General features: G+C 66.8%; 17 protein-coding genes. 11 read left to right on the top strand and 6 right to left on the bottom strand.

What is annotated here, in order from left to right:
* Window positions 1-169 precede the first annotated feature (169 nt).
* Window positions 170-1117: a DUF808 domain-containing protein gene (locus tag C7389_RS24215; protein ID WP_133595238.1), complete on the top strand. Its 948-nt coding sequence runs from the start codon at window positions 170-172 to the stop codon at window positions 1115-1117.
* A 13-nt stretch (window positions 1118-1130) separates the two neighbouring features.
* Here the strand turns inward: C7389_RS24215 and C7389_RS24220 are convergent, their stop codons facing one another.
* From C7389_RS24220 to C7389_RS24235, 4 genes are all read right to left on the bottom strand, one after another.
* Window positions 1131-1646 carry a flavin reductase family protein gene (locus tag C7389_RS24220; protein ID WP_133595239.1) on the bottom strand — a complete coding sequence of 172 codons (516 nt, stop codon included), beginning with the start codon at window positions 1644-1646 and terminating at the stop codon, window positions 1131-1133.
* A gap of 331 nt (window positions 1647-1977) precedes the next feature.
* Entirely contained in the window at window positions 1978-3267 is a 1290-nt protein-coding gene (locus C7389_RS24225) for a styrene monooxygenase/indole monooxygenase family protein (RefSeq protein WP_211168575.1), read from the bottom strand.
* A gap of 17 nt (window positions 3268-3284) precedes the next feature.
* Complete coding sequence (locus C7389_RS24230; RefSeq protein ID WP_133595240.1) at window positions 3285-4073, bottom strand: SDR family oxidoreductase; 789 nt, start codon at window positions 4071-4073, stop codon at window positions 3285-3287.
* Between the two features lie 292 nt (window positions 4074-4365).
* Window positions 4366-5367 (bottom strand): AraC family transcriptional regulator, encoded by a 1002-nt coding sequence (locus tag C7389_RS24235; RefSeq protein ID WP_246034958.1) that lies wholly within the window; start codon window positions 5365-5367, stop codon window positions 4366-4368.
* A gap of 165 nt (window positions 5368-5532) precedes the next feature.
* Here C7389_RS24235 and C7389_RS24240 point away from each other — a divergent pair, with 165 nt between their 5' ends.
* From C7389_RS24240 to C7389_RS24285, 10 genes are all read left to right on the top strand, one after another.
* Window positions 5533-6081, top strand: coding sequence for a MarR family winged helix-turn-helix transcriptional regulator (locus C7389_RS24240; protein ID WP_133595241.1), 549 nt, complete (start codon window positions 5533-5535; stop codon window positions 6079-6081).
* A gap of 197 nt (window positions 6082-6278) precedes the next feature.
* Window positions 6279-8597 carry a bifunctional salicylyl-CoA 5-hydroxylase/oxidoreductase gene (locus tag C7389_RS24245; RefSeq protein WP_133595242.1) on the top strand — a complete coding sequence of 773 codons (2319 nt, stop codon included), beginning with the start codon at window positions 6279-6281 and terminating at the stop codon, window positions 8595-8597.
* Between the two features lie 82 nt (window positions 8598-8679).
* Entirely contained in the window at window positions 8680-9489 is an 810-nt protein-coding gene (locus tag C7389_RS24250) for an SDR family NAD(P)-dependent oxidoreductase (protein WP_133595243.1), read from the top strand.
* Between the two features lie 103 nt (window positions 9490-9592).
* Window positions 9593-10423 (top strand): enoyl-CoA hydratase family protein, encoded by an 831-nt coding sequence (locus C7389_RS24255; protein WP_425455590.1) that lies wholly within the window; start codon window positions 9593-9595, stop codon window positions 10421-10423.
* A gap of 10 nt (window positions 10424-10433) precedes the next feature.
* On the top strand, window positions 10434-11585 hold the full coding sequence (locus C7389_RS24260; protein WP_133595245.1) for an acyl-CoA dehydrogenase family protein: 1152 nt from the start codon (window positions 10434-10436) through the stop codon (window positions 11583-11585).
* A 47-nt stretch (window positions 11586-11632) separates the two neighbouring features.
* Window positions 11633-12814: an acyl-CoA dehydrogenase gene (locus tag C7389_RS24265; RefSeq protein WP_133595246.1), complete on the top strand. Its 1182-nt coding sequence runs from the start codon at window positions 11633-11635 to the stop codon at window positions 12812-12814.
* Window positions 12815-12850: 36 nt separating this feature from the next.
* Complete coding sequence (locus tag C7389_RS24270) at window positions 12851-13306, top strand: acyl-CoA thioesterase (RefSeq protein WP_133595247.1); 456 nt, start codon at window positions 12851-12853, stop codon at window positions 13304-13306.
* 2 nt (window positions 13307-13308) lie between these two features.
* Entirely contained in the window at window positions 13309-13704 is a 396-nt protein-coding gene (locus C7389_RS24275) for a RidA family protein (RefSeq protein ID WP_133595248.1), read from the top strand.
* Between the two features lie 63 nt (window positions 13705-13767).
* A complete protein-coding gene (locus C7389_RS24280; RefSeq protein ID WP_133595249.1) occupies window positions 13768-14562 on the top strand; it encodes an enoyl-CoA hydratase-related protein in 795 nt (264 codons plus the stop codon).
* A gap of 248 nt (window positions 14563-14810) precedes the next feature.
* On the top strand, window positions 14811-15317 hold the full coding sequence (locus tag C7389_RS24285; protein ID WP_133595250.1) for a TIGR00645 family protein: 507 nt from the start codon (window positions 14811-14813) through the stop codon (window positions 15315-15317).
* Window positions 15318-15416: 99 nt separating this feature from the next.
* Here the strand turns inward: C7389_RS24285 and C7389_RS24290 are convergent, their stop codons facing one another.
* Window positions 15417-15956, bottom strand: a complete 540-nt coding sequence (locus C7389_RS24290) for a chemotaxis protein CheW (protein ID WP_133595251.1) — start codon at window positions 15954-15956, stop codon at window positions 15417-15419.
* Window positions 15941-17536: a methyl-accepting chemotaxis protein gene (locus C7389_RS25950; RefSeq protein WP_133595252.1), complete on the bottom strand. Its 1596-nt coding sequence runs from the start codon at window positions 17534-17536 to the stop codon at window positions 15941-15943. The genes C7389_RS24290 and C7389_RS25950 overlap by 16 nt, the downstream gene beginning before the upstream one ends.
* Window positions 17537-17692: the final 156 nt, after the last annotated feature.

The following is a 17692-nucleotide window of genomic DNA, read 5'->3' on the forward strand; positions in this document are numbered from 1 at the left end:
TCAAGGTCATCAAGCGCATGGCCTACGGATTCCGCGACTCAGCCTATTTCTTCCTGAAGATCAAGGCCGCCTTCCCCGGAAAGGCGCGATGAACCAGAAAAAACCGGCGCGGCCGCCCGGCTTGTCATAAGCTTGCGCCCCCGACTTCACCCTGCGCGGATACTCCCAAATGGCCGGTTCCAGCCTGCTTGCCCTGATAGACGACATCGCGACCCTGCTCGACGACATCTCGCTGATGAGCAAGGTGGCCGCCAAGAAGACCGCTGGCGTGCTGGGCGACGACCTCGCCCTCAACGCCCAGCAGGTCACCGGCGTGAAGGCGGACCGCGAGCTGCCGGTGGTGTGGGCGGTCGCGCTGGGCTCGCTGCGCAACAAGGCCATCCTGGTGCCGGCGGCGCTGGCGATCAGCGCCTTCGCCCCGTGGGCGGTGACGCCGCTGCTGATGGTGGGCGGCGCCTTCCTCTGCTTCGAGGGTTTCGAGAAGCTGGCGCACAAGTTCTTCGCCGGCCATGACGACGAGGCCGGGCCGGCCGGCGAGACGCAGCGCCAGGAGCGGGTGGCGGCGTTGAGCGACCCGGCGGCGGACGTGGTGGCGCTGGAGAAGGACAAGATCAAGGGTGCGGTGCGCACCGACTTCATCCTGTCGGCCGAGATCATCGCCATTACCCTGGGCACGGTGTCCGAGGCGCCGCTGGGCACCCAGTTCGCGGTGCTGACCACCATCGCGCTGGTGATGACGGTGGGCGTCTATGGCCTGGTCGCCGGCATCGTCAAGCTGGACGACGCCGGCCTCTATCTGAGCAAGCTGAGCGGCAGTTTCCAGCGCGCGCTCGGCCGCGGCATCCTCGCCGCCGCGCCTTACCTGATGAAAAGCCTGTCGGTGCTGGGCACCATCGCCATGTTCCTGGTCGGCGGCGGCATCCTGGTGCACGGCCTGCCGCCGGTGCATCACGCCATCGGGCATGCGGCGGAGGTCGCCGGCAGCCTGGATGGAATCGGCGGCCTGCTGCAGGCGCTGACGCCCGCGCTGCTGAACGGCTTGTTCGGCGTGCTCGCCGGCGCGCTGGTACTGGCCGGCGTCAGCCTGGCGCAGAAGCTGTTCCGCCGCCGCGCCTGAGTTCCTCCCGTGTTCAGGCCGCGCCGGCAAGGCGGCGGCCGAAGAAGGCCAGGCCCTCAGTGTCCGGCACCGCGTAGCGGCCGCGGTGGAACAGCAGCGGCGCATGCTCCACGCTCGAAAAATCCAGCACCCGGCCGACCAGGATCAGGTGGTCGCCACCCTCGTAGCGATGCTCCACGCTGCATTCGAACACCGCCGCGCAGCCCGCCAGCAGCGGCACGCCGCCTTCGCCCTCGACCACGTCCAGCCCGCCGAACTTGTCGGTGGAGGCACGGGCGAAGCGGTCGGACAGGGCCTGCTGGTCGCTCGCCAGCACATGCACCGCGAAGTGTGCGGCCTGCTGGAAGGCCGGCAGGCTCCAGGATCTCTTCGCCAGGCTCCACAGTACCAGCGGCGGCTCCAGGGATACCGAGGCGAAGCTGTTCACGGTGACACCCACCGGCTCGCCCTCGGCGTCGCGGGTGGTGACGATGGTGACGCCGGTGGCGAAATGGCCAAGGGCGTCGCGGAACGCGCGGGGATCGAACATGGTGTTTGTCCTTTGGTGGCCGGCTGGGCCGGCTCTGGTGTGGGAGTTGGGGCGTGGAGCGGTGTAGACGCTTATACGGGAGTTGGGGGCCGGTTTGAGCCCTAACGAGGCGCCGCAACCATAGGGGAGCGGCGGCCGCCTGCGGCTCGTCTTCCTGCGCAGCGGCATAAGCGAACGGTGGTTTTCTCCCCTCGCCCCTTGCGGGAGAGGGGCCGGGGGAGAGGGGGCGGCGCTCGCTCACACACTGGCGCCCTGGCCGGGCGCTCCCCCTCTCCCCAACCCTCTCCCGCGAGGGGCGAGGGAGTGCGGCAGGGCCTGCAGTGGGATCCGCTCACGCCGCCTTCTGCGCCTCGCTGGCAATCAGCCGGTCAGCATCTGCGGCCTCGTACCAGTAGTGCGCGAAGTCGCGCGGATCGTTGAAGCCATCCGCGATACGGGCGGCGATGCCGGGGAACTGCTGGGCGGCGCCGAGCAGGTTCACCCGGAAGTCGGGCGGCGGGAACAGCAGGCTGTTGGTCCAGCGCACCGCTTCCTTGGCGTAGCCGTTGTAGAAGGCGTCGAAGGTGGCCTGCATCCAGGCTTCGTCGAAGGGCTGGCCGCCGCGGGCGATGATGGCTTCGTAGTAGGCGCCGGCGCCCTTGGTGGCGTTGTTGGAGCCCTGGCCGGTGATGGGGTCGTTCACCAGCACCGCGTCGCCCATGCCCATGATCTTGCGGCCGGAGGGCAGGGTGAGCACTGGCTTGCGCACCGTCGGCGTGATCTTGCCGGAGAGGATGCCGTTGGGGTCGGTGAGCTGGCAGTCGCGGCTGCGCTCGTATTCCCAGGGCACGAAGGTCTTCAGCACATTCATGCTGGCCTCGAAGTGCTGCTCCGGGCTGAGGCCGGCCCAGCAATCCATCGGGCCGCCGGGCACGCCTTCCAGCACCATGATGTCGCAGGCCTGGGTCTCGCCCTTGCCTTTGGTGGTGAGGGCGGGGAAGACGAAGTATTCGCCGACGCCGGGGATGAGGTTGAAGTTCACGCACTCCGGGTAGTCGTGGCGCTTCATGCCGGTGACGTAGGTGAGCGCCAGGGCGCGCATTGGCTGCTTCACCGGCGAACGCTCTTCGTCGCGGCCCAGCAGGTTCACGATCTCGCCCTTGCCGCCGGCGAGCAGCACCAGTTCATGGCTGGCGGCCAGCGCTTCCAGTTCCGGCACGCCGACGTTGGCGATGCGCAGTTCGCCGCCGCGGCGTTCGAATTCCTTCATCCAGCCGGGCATCTTGACGCGCTGGTCCACCGACTGGCCCGGCTTGTCCAGCATGGCGTGCCAGTGGATGGCCTGGGTGCCGCTGCCGTCCGGCGCCGGCACCGAGAAGCTGATGCCGTCGGTCCAGGGGCATTCGTCTTCCCACTGGTTCATGCCGAAGCGGCGTTCGATGGCGAGCGCCGGTTCGAAGATGAACTGGGACGACATCACCTTGCCGTTCCACACCTCCTCGGCGCTACGGTTGGTGACGATGATGACCTGGTAGCCCTGGTCGAGCAGGGCGCAGCCCAGCAGCAGGCCGGCCTGGCCGGCGCCGACGATGGCGATGCTGCGGGGGGTGACTTTGGTTTCGGGCATGGAAGTGACACTCATGGTGGGGCTCCGGGTAATCAGTTCATCAGGCGGGTGATGGCGGCGCCGGGGCCTTCCGGGCCGAGGGCGGTGTAGCCGCCGTCGCAGGCGTAGTCGGCGCCGGTGACGAAGCTGGCGTTGTCCGACAGCAGGAAGAGGACGACCTGCGCCACTTCTTCCGGCAGGCCGAGGCGGCCGAGGATGTGGTAGTCCGCTGCCACCGCATCGGCCTTGGCCTTGTCGTTGCCGCTGAGGGCCTCGATGACCGAGGACCAGGTCCAGCCCGGCGACACGCCGTTCACCCGGATGCGGTCGCCTTTCAGGTCCAGCGCAGCCGTGCGGGTGAACTGCACCAGCGCGGCCTTGGTGATGGGGTAGAGCCAACGGCCGCTCTGCGCCGCATGGGCGGAAATGGAGTGGAAATTCACCACCGCGCCACCGCCGCGGCTGGCCATTTCCGGCTGGCAGGCCTGCAGCATCATCGCCGCGCCCACCAGGTTCACATTGCAGGCCTGCAGCCATTCGGCGCGGGTGGAGGAGGCGCCGTTATCGGCGTAGGTACACGCGCAGTTCACCAGGAAGTCGATGCCGCCGAAGGCATCCTTGGTGGCGGCGACGCAGGCGGCGATCTGCTTGTCGTCGGTGACGTCGGTGGCGATGAAGCGGGCGCTGGCGCCCAGGCGCGCCGCGGCGGCATCGCCCTTGGCGGTGTCGATGTCCGCCAGCACCACCCGGGCGCCCTCGGCGATCAGGGCGCGGGCAACCGCCTCCCCGATCATCGTGGCGCCGCCGGTGACGATGGCGGTCTTGCCGGATATTCCTTTCATGTCCGCTCTCCAGTTGGGGACGCCTGTCTGCGGCGTCGCTGGAGAACAGTTTTCATTGCCGCCGGATGACGCGGCTATCCGGAAAGCGCGACGGCGGTATCCGGAATGCGCGTCGCAAATGCACCCGGATAGTGCGTATTTGCTGGGGTTTGGTGGATTTTCAATGCGTTTGGAATTGCTGTGGCGCGCAATGCGGATCAGCCGATGGCAGTGCTGTCCGCACCACTGCGGTGCCCATGCCTTTGGCGCATCGCCGCAGCTGCCTCAGGCTGCTGGGAGCAGGGTGGGTAGCTCAGCTGCGGCGGGCGCGGCCGGTGGTCTGCGACGGCGTTTCGCCGAAGCGGCTCTTGTAATAGGCCGAGAAGCGGCCGAGGTGGTAGAAGCCGTAGCGGTGGGCGATGTCGGTCACCGAGTCGCCCTCCGGGCCGGCCACCTGCAGCGCGGCGCGCACCCGCTCCAGGCGCACGTCACGCAGATAGTTGAGCGGCGAACTGCCGCAGTGGCGGCGGAAGCCTTCCTCCAGCGCGCGCACGCTGACACAGGCGGAGCGGGCGATGTCGCCGACGCTGATGGCGTCGGACGCATGGGCGTGGATGTAGTCCACCGCCCGCTGCACGTGGCGCGGCGGCCCGGCTTCGGCCGGCGCGGCCAGACGCTCGCTGTAGTTGTGCTGGTGCAGTTGCAGCAGGCCGCGCAGCAGGCAATCCTCCAGCGCGCTGACGGTGGGGCGGAAGCGCAGCCAGTCGGCGCCGCACTGGTCGATGTTCACCGCCAGGTCCTGCACCATGCGGCACCAGCTCTGGGTCAGGCCTTCGCGGCGGGGCAGGGCGACCTGGAAGGAGAGGGGACGCTCGGGCTCGAAGCCGAGCTGGTCGGCCAGCCGGCGTTCCAGCGCCTTGCGCGGAATCCACAGCATCAGCTGGCGGGCGTCATGGCGCCAGCGCATCTCCACCTCGCCGTCGGGGTTGAGGATGGAGGCCACGTCCGGCGAGGAGGTGAGCGCCTCGCCGCCGCAGCGCACCTGGGCGGCGCCGCTGAGCGGGATCTGCACCAGGTAGAACGCCTTCAGCTCGCCCGGCAGGATGTCCACATCCGTGCCATAAGTGAGGAAGTTGAGCGCGGTTTCGCCCAGGCGCACCAGGTTGTGACGCGAGGCGAAAGCCTGGCGGCCGGAGACCTGGCGCAGGTCGTGGGGGCAGAACACCCGGGCAACCTTCTCGCGCGCCTCGTCCACATCGCTGGAACTGAACAGCGGAAAGGCGGCCAGCGGTTCGATGGTGTGCAGGCCGTTCACCGACAGGGCCCCGGAACGGCAAGCGGCAGGGTAATTGCTTGTTGCATTGCACGCTCCACGATAGATAACGTATAGACTTAAACAATTTATAAGCAAAGCTGCGCGGATCGCAAGCGCGCCGGTAGTCTCCCCCCGGTGGCCCAGGCGCTAATTGAGGAATAGAGCATGCAGCAAGAAACCGGCAAGCCGATTCCGGTAGACCGCCCAGCCCCGGCGCGGGAGGCTGCGCCCGACGAGGAGCGCTTCGTCGACAGCTACCTCGCCTTCCTGCTGGCCCAGGCCAGTAGCCGCATTTCCCACGAGTTCCACCGCGAAGTGAACGACGCCGGCCTGTCGGTGACCGAATGGCGGGTGCTTGCCAGTCTGGAGGGCAGCGAGGGCGAGAGTGTGGGCGTGCTGAGCCAGCTCACGCTGACCAAGCAGCCGACGCTGAGCAAGGTGCTGCAGCGGATGGAGGCGGAAGGGCTGGTCTCCCGCGCCCGCGTGCGCGCCGACCGCCGCCAGACGGTGGTGCAGATCACCCCCAAGGGCCACCGCCTCACCGATGCCCTGCGCGAGCGCGCCAGCCGCCACCAGGAAGCGGTGCTGGAGCCCTTCGGCCGGCGCAAGGGCGAGCTGCTGCTGCGCATGCTGCGCCAGTTGCTGGCCTTGCATCCGGCCCAGCCGCCCAGCGAGGGAAGCGACGGCGACGGCACAGTCTTTCCTTCCGCCTGAGCCTAATTACGCACCCATAAAGCGGCTTCTGCAGGACATTTGATCCAGGACAAATCCCGGCGACCACTGAGTGTTGACTTAATAGTTTAGAAGTGAAATATTCGCCGCTAAACGAGCAAGCCAAACCTCGTCGTTCCGGCGCGTGGTCACCGGCAGCGTGATTACGGGTCCGACCTCATAACCATAGGAGCAGCAGCATGCGCATCGTGTGTATCGGTGGGGGCCCCGCGGGCCTGTATTTCGCGATCCTGATGAAGAAGCTGAACCCGGCCCATCAGATCACCGTGGTCGAGCGCAACAAGCCCTACGACACCTTCGGCTGGGGTGTCGTGTTCTCCGATGCCACCATGGACAACATGCGGGTATGGGATCCGGTGACCGCCGACGCCATCCAGGTCGCGTTCAACCACTGGGACGACATCGAGCTGCGCTTCAAGGGCCAGCTGATCCGCAGCGGCGGCCACGGCTTCGTCGGCATCGGCCGCAAGCACATGCTCAACATCCTGCAGGCCCGCTGCGAAGAACTGGGCGTGGAACTGGTGTTCGAGCGCGACGTGGATTCCGACCTGGAATTCCCGGATGCCGACCTGATCATCGCCTCCGACGGCATCAACTCCAAGATCCGCAACCGTTACGAAGATGTCTTCAAGCCGGACATCGTCACCCGCCCCAACCGCTACATCTGGCTGGGCACCAACAAGCTGTTCGATGCCTTCAACTTCATTTTCGAAGAGACCGAACACGGCTGGTTCCAGGCTCACATCTACAAGTTCGACGACACCACCACCACCTTCATCGTCGAATGTCCCGAACACGTCTGGCTGGCGCACGGCCTCGACAAGGCCGACCAGCAGCAGTCCATCGAATTCTGCGAGAAGCTGTTCGAGAAGCACCTCGACGGCTATCCCTTGATGACCAACGCCCGCCACCTGCGCGGCTCCGCCTGGCTGAACTTCCAGCGCGTGAAGTGCGAGCAGTGGCACCACTTCAACGGCAAGAGCCATGTGGTGTTGATGGGCGACGCGGTGCACACCGCCCACTTCGCCATCGGTTCCGGCACCAAGCTGGCGCTGGAAGACGCCATCGACCTCACCAAGCTGTTCCAGGAAGAGGGCGACACCGTCGACAACATTCCCGCCGTGCTGGCCCGCTATCAGGAAGTGCGCGGCATCGACGTGCTGCGCCTGCAGAACGCCGCCTGGAACGCCATGGAATGGTTCGAGGTGTGCGACGCCCGCTACTGCAACACCATGGAGCCGGAGCAGTTCATGTACTCCATGCTCACCCGCTCGCAGCGCATCTCGCATGAGAACCTGCGCGAACGCGATGCGGCCTGGCTGGGCGGTTTCGAGAAGTGGTTCGCCGAGAAGGCTGGCGTCAAAGTCGAGGAAGGCAAGCCGGTGCCGCCGCCGATGTTCACCCCGTTCAAGCTGCGCGGCCTGACGGTGCCGAACCGGGTGGTGATGTCGCCGATGGCCATGTACTCCGCCGAAGACGGCACCGCCAACGACTTCCACCTGGTGCATTTCGGCTCCCGCGCCCTGGGCGGCGCCGGCCTGCTCTACACCGAGATGACCTGCGTCTCGCCGGACGCCCGCATCACCCCGGGCTGCCTGGGCCTGTACAAGCCGGAGCATGTCACCGCGCTCAAGCGCATCGTCGATTTCGTCCATGCCAACAGCAGCGCCAAGATGGGCGTGCAGCTGGGCCACGCCGGCCGCAAGGGCGCGACCAAGCTGGCCTGGGAAGGCATCGACCAGCCGCTGGAATCCGGCGCCTGGGAGCTGTACTCCGCCTCGCCGCTGCCCTACCTGCCGCACAGCCAGGTGCCGCGCGAAATGACCCGCGCCGACATGGACCGGGTGAAGGATGACTTCGTGCGCTCCACCAAGATGGCTGCCGAAGCCGGTTTCGACATCCTCGAATACCACTGCGCCCACGGCTACCTGATGTCCAGCTTCCTGTCGCCGCTGACCAACCAGCGCGGCGACGAGTACGGCGGCAGCATGGCCAACCGCGCCCGCTTCCCGCTGGAAGTGTTCAAGGCCATGCGTGCAGTGTGGCCGGCGGACAAGCCGATGTCGGTGCGCTTCTCCTGCCACGACTGGTTCCCCGGCGGCAACACCGCCGACGACGCGGTGGAACTGGCCCGCCTGTTCAAGGATGCCGGCGCCGACATCATCGACTGCTCCTCCGGCCAGGTGTGGAAGGGCGAGCAACCGGTGTATGGCCGCATGTTCCAGACCCCATTCGCCGACCGCATCCGCAACGAAGTGGGCATTCCCACCATCGCCGTGGGCGCCATCTTCGAAGCGGACCATGTGAACAGCATCATCTCCGCCGGCCGTGCCGATCTCTGCGCGGTGGCCCGTCCGCACCTCGCCGATTCGGCCTGGACCCTGCACGAAGCCGCCAAGATCGAGTACAAGGGCATCGCCTGGCCGAAGCAGTACATCTCCGGCCGCGGCCAGTACGAGACCAACCTGAAGCGCAGCTACGCGGCCCTCGGCAAGTAAGCCGCAGGCTGCAATACTCGGCGGCCGCCGCTCCATCCGGGGCGGCGGCATGCCAACCGGGACGCAAGGAAAGGGAAGCGCAATGAACGCCACCTCCAACAACGACAGAGAGAACGCCCTGCCGCTCGCCGGCCGCCATGCGGTGGTCACCGGCGCGGGCAGCGGCATCGGCGAGGCCATCGCCCTCGAACTCGCCCGCCTGGGCGCCACCCTGACCTTGCTCGGCCGCCGGCCGGCGCCGCTGGAAGCCACGCTCGCCAAGCTGGCGGGCGAGGGCCACGGCGTCACGGTGGCGGACATCACCGACCTGGCCGGCGTCAGCGCCGCCATCGAAGCCGCCGCTGCCGTGCGCGGCGCGGTCGCCATCCTGGTGAACAACGCTGGCGCGGCCAAGAGCGCGCCGGTGACCAAGACCACGCCGGAGTTGTGGCAGGAAATGCTCACGGTGAACCTCACCGGCACCTTCAACTGCACCCACGCGGTGCTGCCCGGCATGCAGGCGGCGCGCTGGGGCCGCATCGTCAACATCGCCAGCACCGCCGGCCTCATCGGCTATGGCTACGTGTCCGCCTACTGTGCGGCCAAGCACGGCGTCATCGGCTTTACCCGCGCGGTGGCGCTGGAGGTGGCGAAGCAGGGCATCACCGTGAATGCGGTCTGCCCTGGCTACACCGACACCCCGCTGCTGGGGGGCGCGGTGGACAACATCGTCGCCAAGACCGGCCGCAGTGCCGACGAGGCCAAGACCACGCTGGCGGCCAGCAATCCACAAGGCCGCCTGGTACAGCCGGAAGACGTCGCCGCCGCGGTGGGCTGGCTCTGTCTGCCGTCCGCCGCAGCCATCCACGGCCAGGCGGTGCCGGTTGCCGGCGGCGAGGTGATGGCAGGCTGAGTGCGCCGCGAACGAACCGGCTCCACGGGCGCAGACCCGGAAAACCGTTTTCATCCCGCTTCACAAGAGAGAGGAGAGAGAGACCACCATGGCCGAATTGTCCATGCAAGATCACAAGCGTCCCTTCAAGGACTACCAGGCGCGCCACTTCCGCTGGGAATGCAGCGCCGACGGCCGGGTGGCCACCATCACCCTGAACCGTCCGGAGAAGAAGAACCCGCTGACCTTCGATTCCTACGCCGAACTGCGCGACCTGTTCCACAACCTGAAGTACGCCAGTGACGTGCGCGCGGTGGTGATCCAGGGCGAGGGCGGCAACTACTGCTCCGGTGGCGACGTGTTCGAGATCATCGAACCGCTGACCAAGATGACCATGCCGGAACTCCTCGAATTCACGCGCATGACCGGCGACCTGGTGAAGGCCATGCGCCGCGCGCCGCAACCGGTGATCTCCGCCATCGACGGCTTCTGCGCCGGCGCCGGCGCCATGGTGGCGCTGGCCTCCGACTTCCGTCTCGGCACCCCGGCGACCAAGACCGCCTACCTGTTCACCCGCGTCGGCCTTGCCGGTGCGGACATGGGCGCCTGCGGCCTGCTGCCGCGCATGATCGGCCAGGGCCGCGCCACTGAACTGCTGATGACCGGCCGGGTGATGAGCGCCGAGGAAGGCCTCTCCTGGGGCTTCTTCAGCGCCCTGCACCAAGCGGAAGAACTGCTGGGCAAGGCCCAGGCGCTGGCGCAGTCGCTGGCCGACGGCCCCTGGTTCGCCCACACCATGACCAAGACCATGCTCAACCAGGAATGGGCGATGGGCATCGAGGAAATGGTGGAGTCCGAAGCCCAGGCCCAGGCGATCTGCATGATGACCGGCGACTTCCGCCGCGCCTTCGACGCCTTCGCCGCCAAGCAGAAGCCGAAGTTCGAAGGCAACTGAGAGACCGGCCATGGACCGCTCCATACTCGAACTGCCGTTCTACGGCGACGAACACCGCAAGCTGTCGGAGGCCATCTTCAACTGGGCGTCCACCGACATGCCGGCGGTGGACCACCACGACACCGACAACGCCTGCCGCCAGCTGGTGAGTGCGCTGGGCAAGGCCGGCTTCCTGCGCTACAGCGTGCCGGCCGCCTACGGCGGCGCGCTGGAGGCGCTGGATTCCCGCTCGCTGTGCATCGCCCGCGAAACCCTGGCCTACCACGACGGCCTGGCCGACTTCGCCTTCGCCATGCAGGGTCTGGGCACCGGCGCCATCACCCTGTCCGGCAGCGAGGAAGTGAAGCGCCATGTGCTGCCGAAGACGGCCTCCGGCGAATGGATCGCCGCCTTCGCCCTGACCGAGCCGGACGCCGGCTCCGACGTCGGCGCGATGGCCTGCGAAGCGCGGCTGGAAGGTGACCACTACGTCATCAACGGCGAGAAGACCTGGATCTCCAACGGCGGCATCGCCGATGTGTATTGCCTCTTCGCCCGCACCGGCGAGGCGCCCGGCACCCGCGGCATCTCCGCCTTCGTGATCTACCCGGACATGCCCGGCTTCGAGATCGCCGAGCGGCTGGAGGTGATCGCGCCGCATCCGCTGGCCCGGCTGCGCTTCACCAATATGAAGGTGCCGGTGGCCAATCGCCTGGGCGCGCCGGGCGAGGGCTTCAAGGTGGCGATGCGCACCCTGGACATCTTCCGCTCCTCGGTGGCCGCCGCCGCGCTGGGCTTCGCCCGCCGCGCGTTGGACGAAGCGCTGGCCCATGCCCGCAAGCGGCCGATGTTCGGCCACACGCTGGCGGACTTTCAGCTCACCCAGGCCAAGCTGGGCGACATGGCCACCGACATCGAAGCCGGCGCATTGCTCACCGCCCGCGCCGCCTGGCGCCGGGACGTGCAGAAGCTGCCGACCACCCGCGAGGCGGCGATGGCCAAGATGACCGCCACCGAGAACGCCCAGCGCGTGATCGACGCCGCGGTGCAGATCCACGGCGGGCAGGGCGTGCGGACCGGGGTGAAGGTGGAATCCCTTTACCGCGAGATCCGTGCGCTACGGATTTACGAAGGTGCGACCGAGGTCCAGAAGCTGATCGTCGCTCGCGAATTGATGAAGTAAGACCCCAACACCGGACGCACACGACCGGACCGAAGGAGCATAGAGAGATGAGCAAGATTCACTTTGATTGGGCAGACCCGCTGCACCTCGACAGCCAGCTGACCGACGTCGAGCGCATGGTGCGCGACACCGCCCGTTCCTACTGCCAGGAGCAGCTGCTGCCGCGCGTGCAGGAAGCCTTCCGTCACGAGAAGACCGACCCGGCCATCTTCCGCGAGATGGGCGAGCTGGGCCTGCTCGGCCCCACCATCCCGGAAGAGTACGGTGGCGCCGGCATGAACTACGTCAGCTATGGCCTGATCGCGCGTGAAGTGGAGCGGGTCGATTCCGGCTACCGCTCGATGATGAGCGTGCAGTCCTCCCTGGTGATGGTGCCGATCAACGAATTCGGCACCGAAGCGCAGAAGCAGAAGTACCTGCCCAAGCTCGCCAGCGGCGAGTGGATCGGCTGCTTCGGCCTGACCGAGCCCAACCATGGTTCCGACCCCGGCTCCATGGTCACCCGCGCCAAGAAGGTGGACGGCGGCTACAGCATCTCCGGCGCCAAGATGTGGATCACCAACAGCCCGATCGCCGACGTGTTCGTGGTCTGGGCCAAGGACGACGAAGGCCAGATCCGCGGCTTCATCCTGGAGAAGGGCTGGAAGGGCCTGTCCGCCCCGGCCATCCACGGCAAGGTCGGCCTGCGCGCCTCCATCACCGGCGAAATCGTCATGGACGAAGTGTTCTGCCCGGAAGAGAACGCCTTCCCGACGGTACGCGGCCTGAAGGGCCCCTTCACCTGCCTGAACTCCGCCCGCTACGGTATCGCCTGGGGCGCGCTGGGCGCGGCCGAAGCCTGCTACGAAACCGCCCGCCAGTACGTGCTGGACCGCAAGCAGTTCGGCCGCCCGCTGGCCGCCAACCAGCTGATCCAGAAGAAGCTGGCCGACATGCTGACCGAGATCACCCTCGGCCTGCAGGGCTGCCTGCAGCTGGGCCGCATGAAGGACGCCGGCACCGCCGCGGTGGAGATCACCTCCATCATGAAGCGTAACAGCTGCGGCAAGTCCCTGGACATCGCCCGCGTGGCGCGCGACATGCTGGGCGGCAACGGCATCTCCGACGAGTTCTGCGTGGCCCGCCACCTGGTGAACCTGGAGGTGGTGAACACCTACGAAGGCACGCACGACGTGCATGCCCTCATCCTTGGCCGTGCCATCACCGGCATTGCCGCTTTTTCCAACTGAAGCACCACTAAAACATAAACAGGAGCGAGACCCGCCATGACCTCCACTGACACCCAGCAGGACGACGCATTGGAAGTGGAACCGGTCGAATTCGTTGTCGAGCGCGGCGTGCGCTTCGCCGACTGCGACCCGGCGGGGATCGTCTTCTTCCCCAACTATTTCCGCATGCTGAATGGCGTGGTCGAGGATTGGTGGGCCAGCGTGGGCCATCCCTGGACCGAGCTCGTCACGCAGCGCCGCGTCGGGACGCCGACGGTGCAACTCGATACCGAGTTTCTCCATCCGTCCAAGTTCGGCGAAACCCTGCAGTTCCACCTCACGGTGGAGCAGCTGGGCAACTCCTCGCTGATCTTCCGCCACGTCATCGTCGGCGACGACCGCGTGCGCATGCGTGCGCGCCAGGTCCTGGTGGCTACCTCGCTGGAGACGCACAAGTCCATTCCCTGGCCGGATGACGTCAGGCAAGCGGTGACCCGTTTCATGGAGAAGTGAAGATGCACAAGACCCTTCAGCCGGAAGGCTGGCTCAAGCCCCGCGGCTACGCCAATGGCATCGAAGCCCGCGGCCGTCAGATCTTCGTCGGCGGCCAGATCGGCTGGAACGGCGAATGCCGCTTCGAGAGCACCGACCTCGTCCAGCAAGTGTTCCAGGCCCTCAGCAACATCCGCGAGGTGATGGCGGTGGCGGGCGCCGGCCCGGAGCATATGGTCCGGATGACGTGGTACCTTAAGGACAAGAAAGAGTACAACGCCCGCCTGAAGGAAATCGGCGCCGCCTACCGCGAAGTGATGGGCAAGAACTTCCCCGCGATGACCGCGGTGCAGGTCGCCGACCTGGTGGAAGACGAAGCCCAGGTCGAGATCGAAGTCACCGCGGTCATTCCCGACTGAACGGGGATCGCGGCGCGGGACGATGTGCTCGTCGCCGCTTCATCCACCGTACAGAGAGGACACATGACGACTCCACGCTATAGCGCGGCCGAGGGGCTGCAGGTTGCCGGCCCCGAAGCCGGCGTGCTCGAAATCCGCCTGGACCGCCCGCAGGCGCGCAACGCGCTGTCCACCCCGCTGCTGCGCGGTCTCGCTGCCCTGCTGGAACAGGCCGAGCGCGACGACGACGTGCGCGCGGTGGTGCTCACCGGCGGCGACAAGGTCTTCGCCGCCGGCGCCGACCTGGCCGAGATGGCCGCCAAGGACATGCAGGCGGTGCTGCTGGAAGAGCGGCCACGGCTGTTCGGCGTGGTCGCCCGCTTTCCCAAGCCCATCGTCGCGGCGGTGTGCGGTTACGCGCTGGGCGGCGGCTGCGAGCTGGTGATGCACGCGGACATCGTGATCGCCGGCGAGGGCGCCCAGTTCGGCCAGCCGGAGATCAACCTCGGCATCATCCCCGGCGCCGGCGGTACCCAGCGCCTGACCCATGCGGTGGGCAAATCGGTGGCGATGAAGCTGGTGCTGGCGGGTGAATTCCTCACCGCGGCGGAAGCGCTGTCCACCGGTCTGGTCGCCGAAGTGGTGGCGGACGATGCCTGCATTCCGCGCGCCCATGCGCTGGCGCAGAAGATCGCAGCCAAAGCGCCGCTGGCCGTGCGCTTGGCCAAGGATGCGGTGCTGCAATCCTTCGAGGTTCCGCTGTCCGCCGGCTTGGCGCTGGAACGGCGCAACTTCGTCGTGCTCGCTGGCACCGAGGACCGCAACGAGGGCGTCAAGAGCTTCCTGGAGAAGCGCAAGCCGGAGTGGAAGGGCCGCTGATCCGCGCAGGCGCGGCATCCCACAGCAGCAGGTGAAACGGGCCGGTCATCCGGCCCGTATTACGGTGGGCGGCCGCACGAGAGGTCGGCAGTGACAGGGAATGTGCTCCGCCGGGCTGCGTCTGTGGGCTGATCTCCGGAAAAACTCGCGGCATTGCGGCGTTGCGGGATGCGGACCCGGCGGTTCCGGCTGCTCATGGTGCACTGCTACAATCCGCGCCGTCCCGACTATTTCCTCCCCCCAAATAAATGAAGCGACTAGAAAGCAAGTTCGAACACATCCTGTTCAGCAGCCGCTGGCTGATGGCGCCGGTCTACTTCGGCCTGGTGCTGGCGCTGATCGTGCTGCTGGTGAAATTCGGCAAGGAGGTTTTCTACCTCTTCGACCACATCATGACCGCCACCGGCGGCGAGATGATCATCGGCGTGTTGTCGCTGGTGGACATCGCGCTGATCATGAACCTGCTGGTCATCATCATGTTCAGCGGTTACGAGAACTTCGTCTCCAAGATGGAAGATCTCCACAGCCACCAGGACAGGCCGGACTGGATGGGCCACATCGGCTTCTCCGACCTGAAGATCAAGCTGATCGGCTCCATCGTCGCCATCTCGGGTATCGAGCTACTGAAGGCCTTCATGAACGTGGACAACCTGACCGACCGCCACCTGGCCTGGATGGTCGGCATCCACATCACTTTCCTGGCCTCCGGCGTTCTGTATGCGCTGATGGACAAGATTAGCTACAAGAGCCACTGAAAGCCGCTGGGCATTGAGGGCGCAGACGCCCGCGGCCCCCGGCTAAAAGCAGACGGCCCGGCAGACTGCCGGGCCGTCTGCATATGCGCAGGCCGGATTTCAGTCGGCGTCGGCCAGGTGTTGCGATTCGCCGAGGTTGCCGACCAGCGCCAGTTCTTCCACCGACAGCACCTTGTCGGTATCGAGCAGCACGACGAAGCCTCTATCCAGCTTGCCCATGCCGGCGATGAAGTCGTTGCGCAGGCGGGCGCCGAAGCTGGGCGGCGGCTCGATCTGGTGGGCGGGCACGTCCAGCACCTCGTTCACCGCATCCACCATGGCGCCGAAGACGAGCTGGCCTTCGTCGCTGTCGACCTCGACGATGACGATGCAGCTGCGCCGCCCGGGCTGCAGCGGCGGGCGGTCGAAGCGCACCGCCAGGTCGATGACCGGGACCACCGCGCCGCGCAGGTTGATGACGCCGCGCACATAGGGCGGGGTGAGCGGCACCGGCGTGAGGTTGCCGTATTCGATGATTTCCTTGACCACCAGAATGCTGACGCCGAAGACCTCGCCGTCCAGCTGGAAAGTCAGGTACTGGCAGGCCTCGTGCTCAAGCTCCGTTTCGGCGCCGCGGGCGCGGCTCACGACTGCGCCCATGCGTGCCTCCCGTCGTTGAAGCGCACGAAGTCGCCGTCGGGCACGGCCGGATGGGCGGGGGAGGGCGGCGCCGGCCGGCTGCCGCGGCCGCTGGAGGCGCGCATGCTGCCGTTGTCCGTCATGCGGAAGAAGCTCATCAGCTCTTGCAGTTGTACCGCCTGGCCGCTCATTTCCTCGGCGGTGGCGGCCAGTTCCTCGGAGGCGGCGGCGTTCTGCTGGGTGGTCTGGTTCAACTGGTTGATGCCGGAAGCCTGCTCCTGGGAGCCGGCGGTGATTTCGGCGACGAGGTCGGCGGTCTTGCTGATGCCGGGGACGATCTCGCCCAACAACTGGCCAGCCTTCTCGGCGAGTTGCACGCTGCCGCTGGCGACTTCGCTGATTTCCTGCGCGGCTTCCTGGCTGCGTTCGGCGAGCTTGCGCACCTCGGCGGCGACCACGGCGAAGCCCTTGCCGTGCTCGCCGGCGCGGGCGGCTTCGATGGCGGCGTTGAGGGCGAGGAGGTTGGTCTGATAGGCGATGTCGTCGATGATGCCGATCTTGTCGGCGATGCGCTTCATCGCCCCCACGGTCTCGCTGACGGCACCGCCACCCTCGCTAGCCTGGCCGGAGGCCTGGGAGGCGATGCTGTTGGTGACCTTGGCGTTCTCGGTGTTCTGGGTGACGGAGGCGGTGAGTTCCTCGATGCTGGCGGCCTGCTCGGAGGAGGACTGCGAGAGGTTCTGCGCGGTGGCGGAGACTTCTTCGGAGGCGGAGGAGAGGTTGTCCGCCGCGTTGCGCACCTGGCCGATGATCTGCGACAGCTTCTCGATCATGGCCGACATCGCGTTGCTCAGCCGCGCCACCTCATCCCGGCCGCGGCTATTGATGCGGGCAGTAAGGTCGCCGTCGGAGATGCGGTTGGCCACCTCCACCACCCGGGCCAGCGGCAGGGTGACGCTGCGGCTGATAAAGACGCCCAGCAGGATCCCGGAGAGCACCGCGCCCACGATGATGACGATCAGCGTGCTGCGGCTCTGCTGGTACAGCTCGTCGCCATCCTCGCTTGCCTGGCGGGCGTTGTCTTCCTTCTGCTGGCTCAACTCGGTGATCAGGTCATCCATCGCGTTGGCCGACTTGCGCACCGACTCTATGCTCTGTCGCAGTTCGGGAGTGTGCTCCCGCAGTTCGGTCGCCGCCGCAAGTTCCAGCATGTGGTTGAGGTCGTTCTCGTAGGTCGGCCATATGCGCTGCAGCGTGGCCATCTTTTCCTTGCCGGCCTCGGTGTAGAACAGCGGTTGGGCCTTGGCGATCAGGCTGGTGTAGTTGGCCTTGACCTTCTTGATGTCCTCGAGGATGCGATCGCGCTCGGCCTGGCTGCTTGCCATCAGGAAGGAGAGCCGGTCGCGGCCGAGATAGATGAGGTTGATGTTCGCTTCCTTGATGTAGGAGATGCCCAGCGCCTCCCGTTGGTAGAGCGCGGAGGTGAGATCGTTCAGTTTGCTGGCGTTGGAAAGGCCGACCAGACCGACGACCGCGCTGAACAGGGCAACGATCAGGAATGCGCCGATCAGGCGGATGCCGATCGAGAGATTGCTAAGCATGGAATTCCTCCGGATGGGTGAGGGTGCGCTGCGAGCGGGAAGAGGAGGTGCCATCGCTGGCGGTAGCGATGTGGCTCATGGCGGCGACATCGAGGATGAGGGCGACCTCGCCGGAGCCGAGGATGGAAGAGCCGGAGAGTCCGCGCATGCCGCGGA

Origin of the sequence: Azoarcus indigens, assembly GCF_004361735.1 — a bacterium.
GTDB classification, from domain to species: domain Bacteria; phylum Pseudomonadota; class Gammaproteobacteria; order Burkholderiales; family Rhodocyclaceae; genus Azoarcus; species Azoarcus indigens.

Coding starts and splice junctions, on each gene's coding strand:
- C7389_RS24245 (WP_133595242.1), top strand. CDS start 6,279: ATGCGCATCGTGTGTATCGGTGGGGGCCCCGCGGGCCTGTATTTCGCG.
- C7389_RS24230 (WP_133595240.1), bottom strand. CDS start 4,073: ATGAAAGGAATATCCGGCAAGACCGCCATCGTCACCGGCGGCGCCACG.
- C7389_RS24280 (WP_133595249.1), top strand. CDS start 13,768: ATGACGACTCCACGCTATAGCGCGGCCGAGGGGCTGCAGGTTGCCGGC.
- C7389_RS24240 (WP_133595241.1), top strand. CDS start 5,533: ATGCAGCAAGAAACCGGCAAGCCGATTCCGGTAGACCGCCCAGCCCCG.
- C7389_RS24285 (WP_133595250.1), top strand. CDS start 14,811: ATGAAGCGACTAGAAAGCAAGTTCGAACACATCCTGTTCAGCAGCCGC.
- C7389_RS24265 (WP_133595246.1), top strand. CDS start 11,633: ATGAGCAAGATTCACTTTGATTGGGCAGACCCGCTGCACCTCGACAGC.
- C7389_RS24215 (WP_133595238.1), top strand. CDS start 170: ATGGCCGGTTCCAGCCTGCTTGCCCTGATAGACGACATCGCGACCCTG.
- C7389_RS24290 (WP_133595251.1), bottom strand. CDS start 15,956: ATGGGCGCAGTCGTGAGCCGCGCCCGCGGCGCCGAAACGGAGCTTGAG.
- C7389_RS25950 (WP_133595252.1), bottom strand. CDS start 17,536: ATGCTTAGCAATCTCTCGATCGGCATCCGCCTGATCGGCGCATTCCTG.
- C7389_RS24225 (WP_211168575.1), bottom strand. CDS start 3,267: ATGAGTGTCACTTCCATGCCCGAAACCAAAGTCACCCCCCGCAGCATC.
- C7389_RS24270 (WP_133595247.1), top strand. CDS start 12,851: ATGACCTCCACTGACACCCAGCAGGACGACGCATTGGAAGTGGAACCG.
- C7389_RS24275 (WP_133595248.1), top strand. CDS start 13,309: ATGCACAAGACCCTTCAGCCGGAAGGCTGGCTCAAGCCCCGCGGCTAC.
- C7389_RS24255 (WP_425455590.1), top strand. CDS start 9,593: ATGCAAGATCACAAGCGTCCCTTCAAGGACTACCAGGCGCGCCACTTC.
- C7389_RS24260 (WP_133595245.1), top strand. CDS start 10,434: ATGGACCGCTCCATACTCGAACTGCCGTTCTACGGCGACGAACACCGC.
- C7389_RS24250 (WP_133595243.1), top strand. CDS start 8,680: ATGAACGCCACCTCCAACAACGACAGAGAGAACGCCCTGCCGCTCGCC.
- C7389_RS24220 (WP_133595239.1), bottom strand. CDS start 1,646: ATGTTCGATCCCCGCGCGTTCCGCGACGCCCTTGGCCATTTCGCCACC.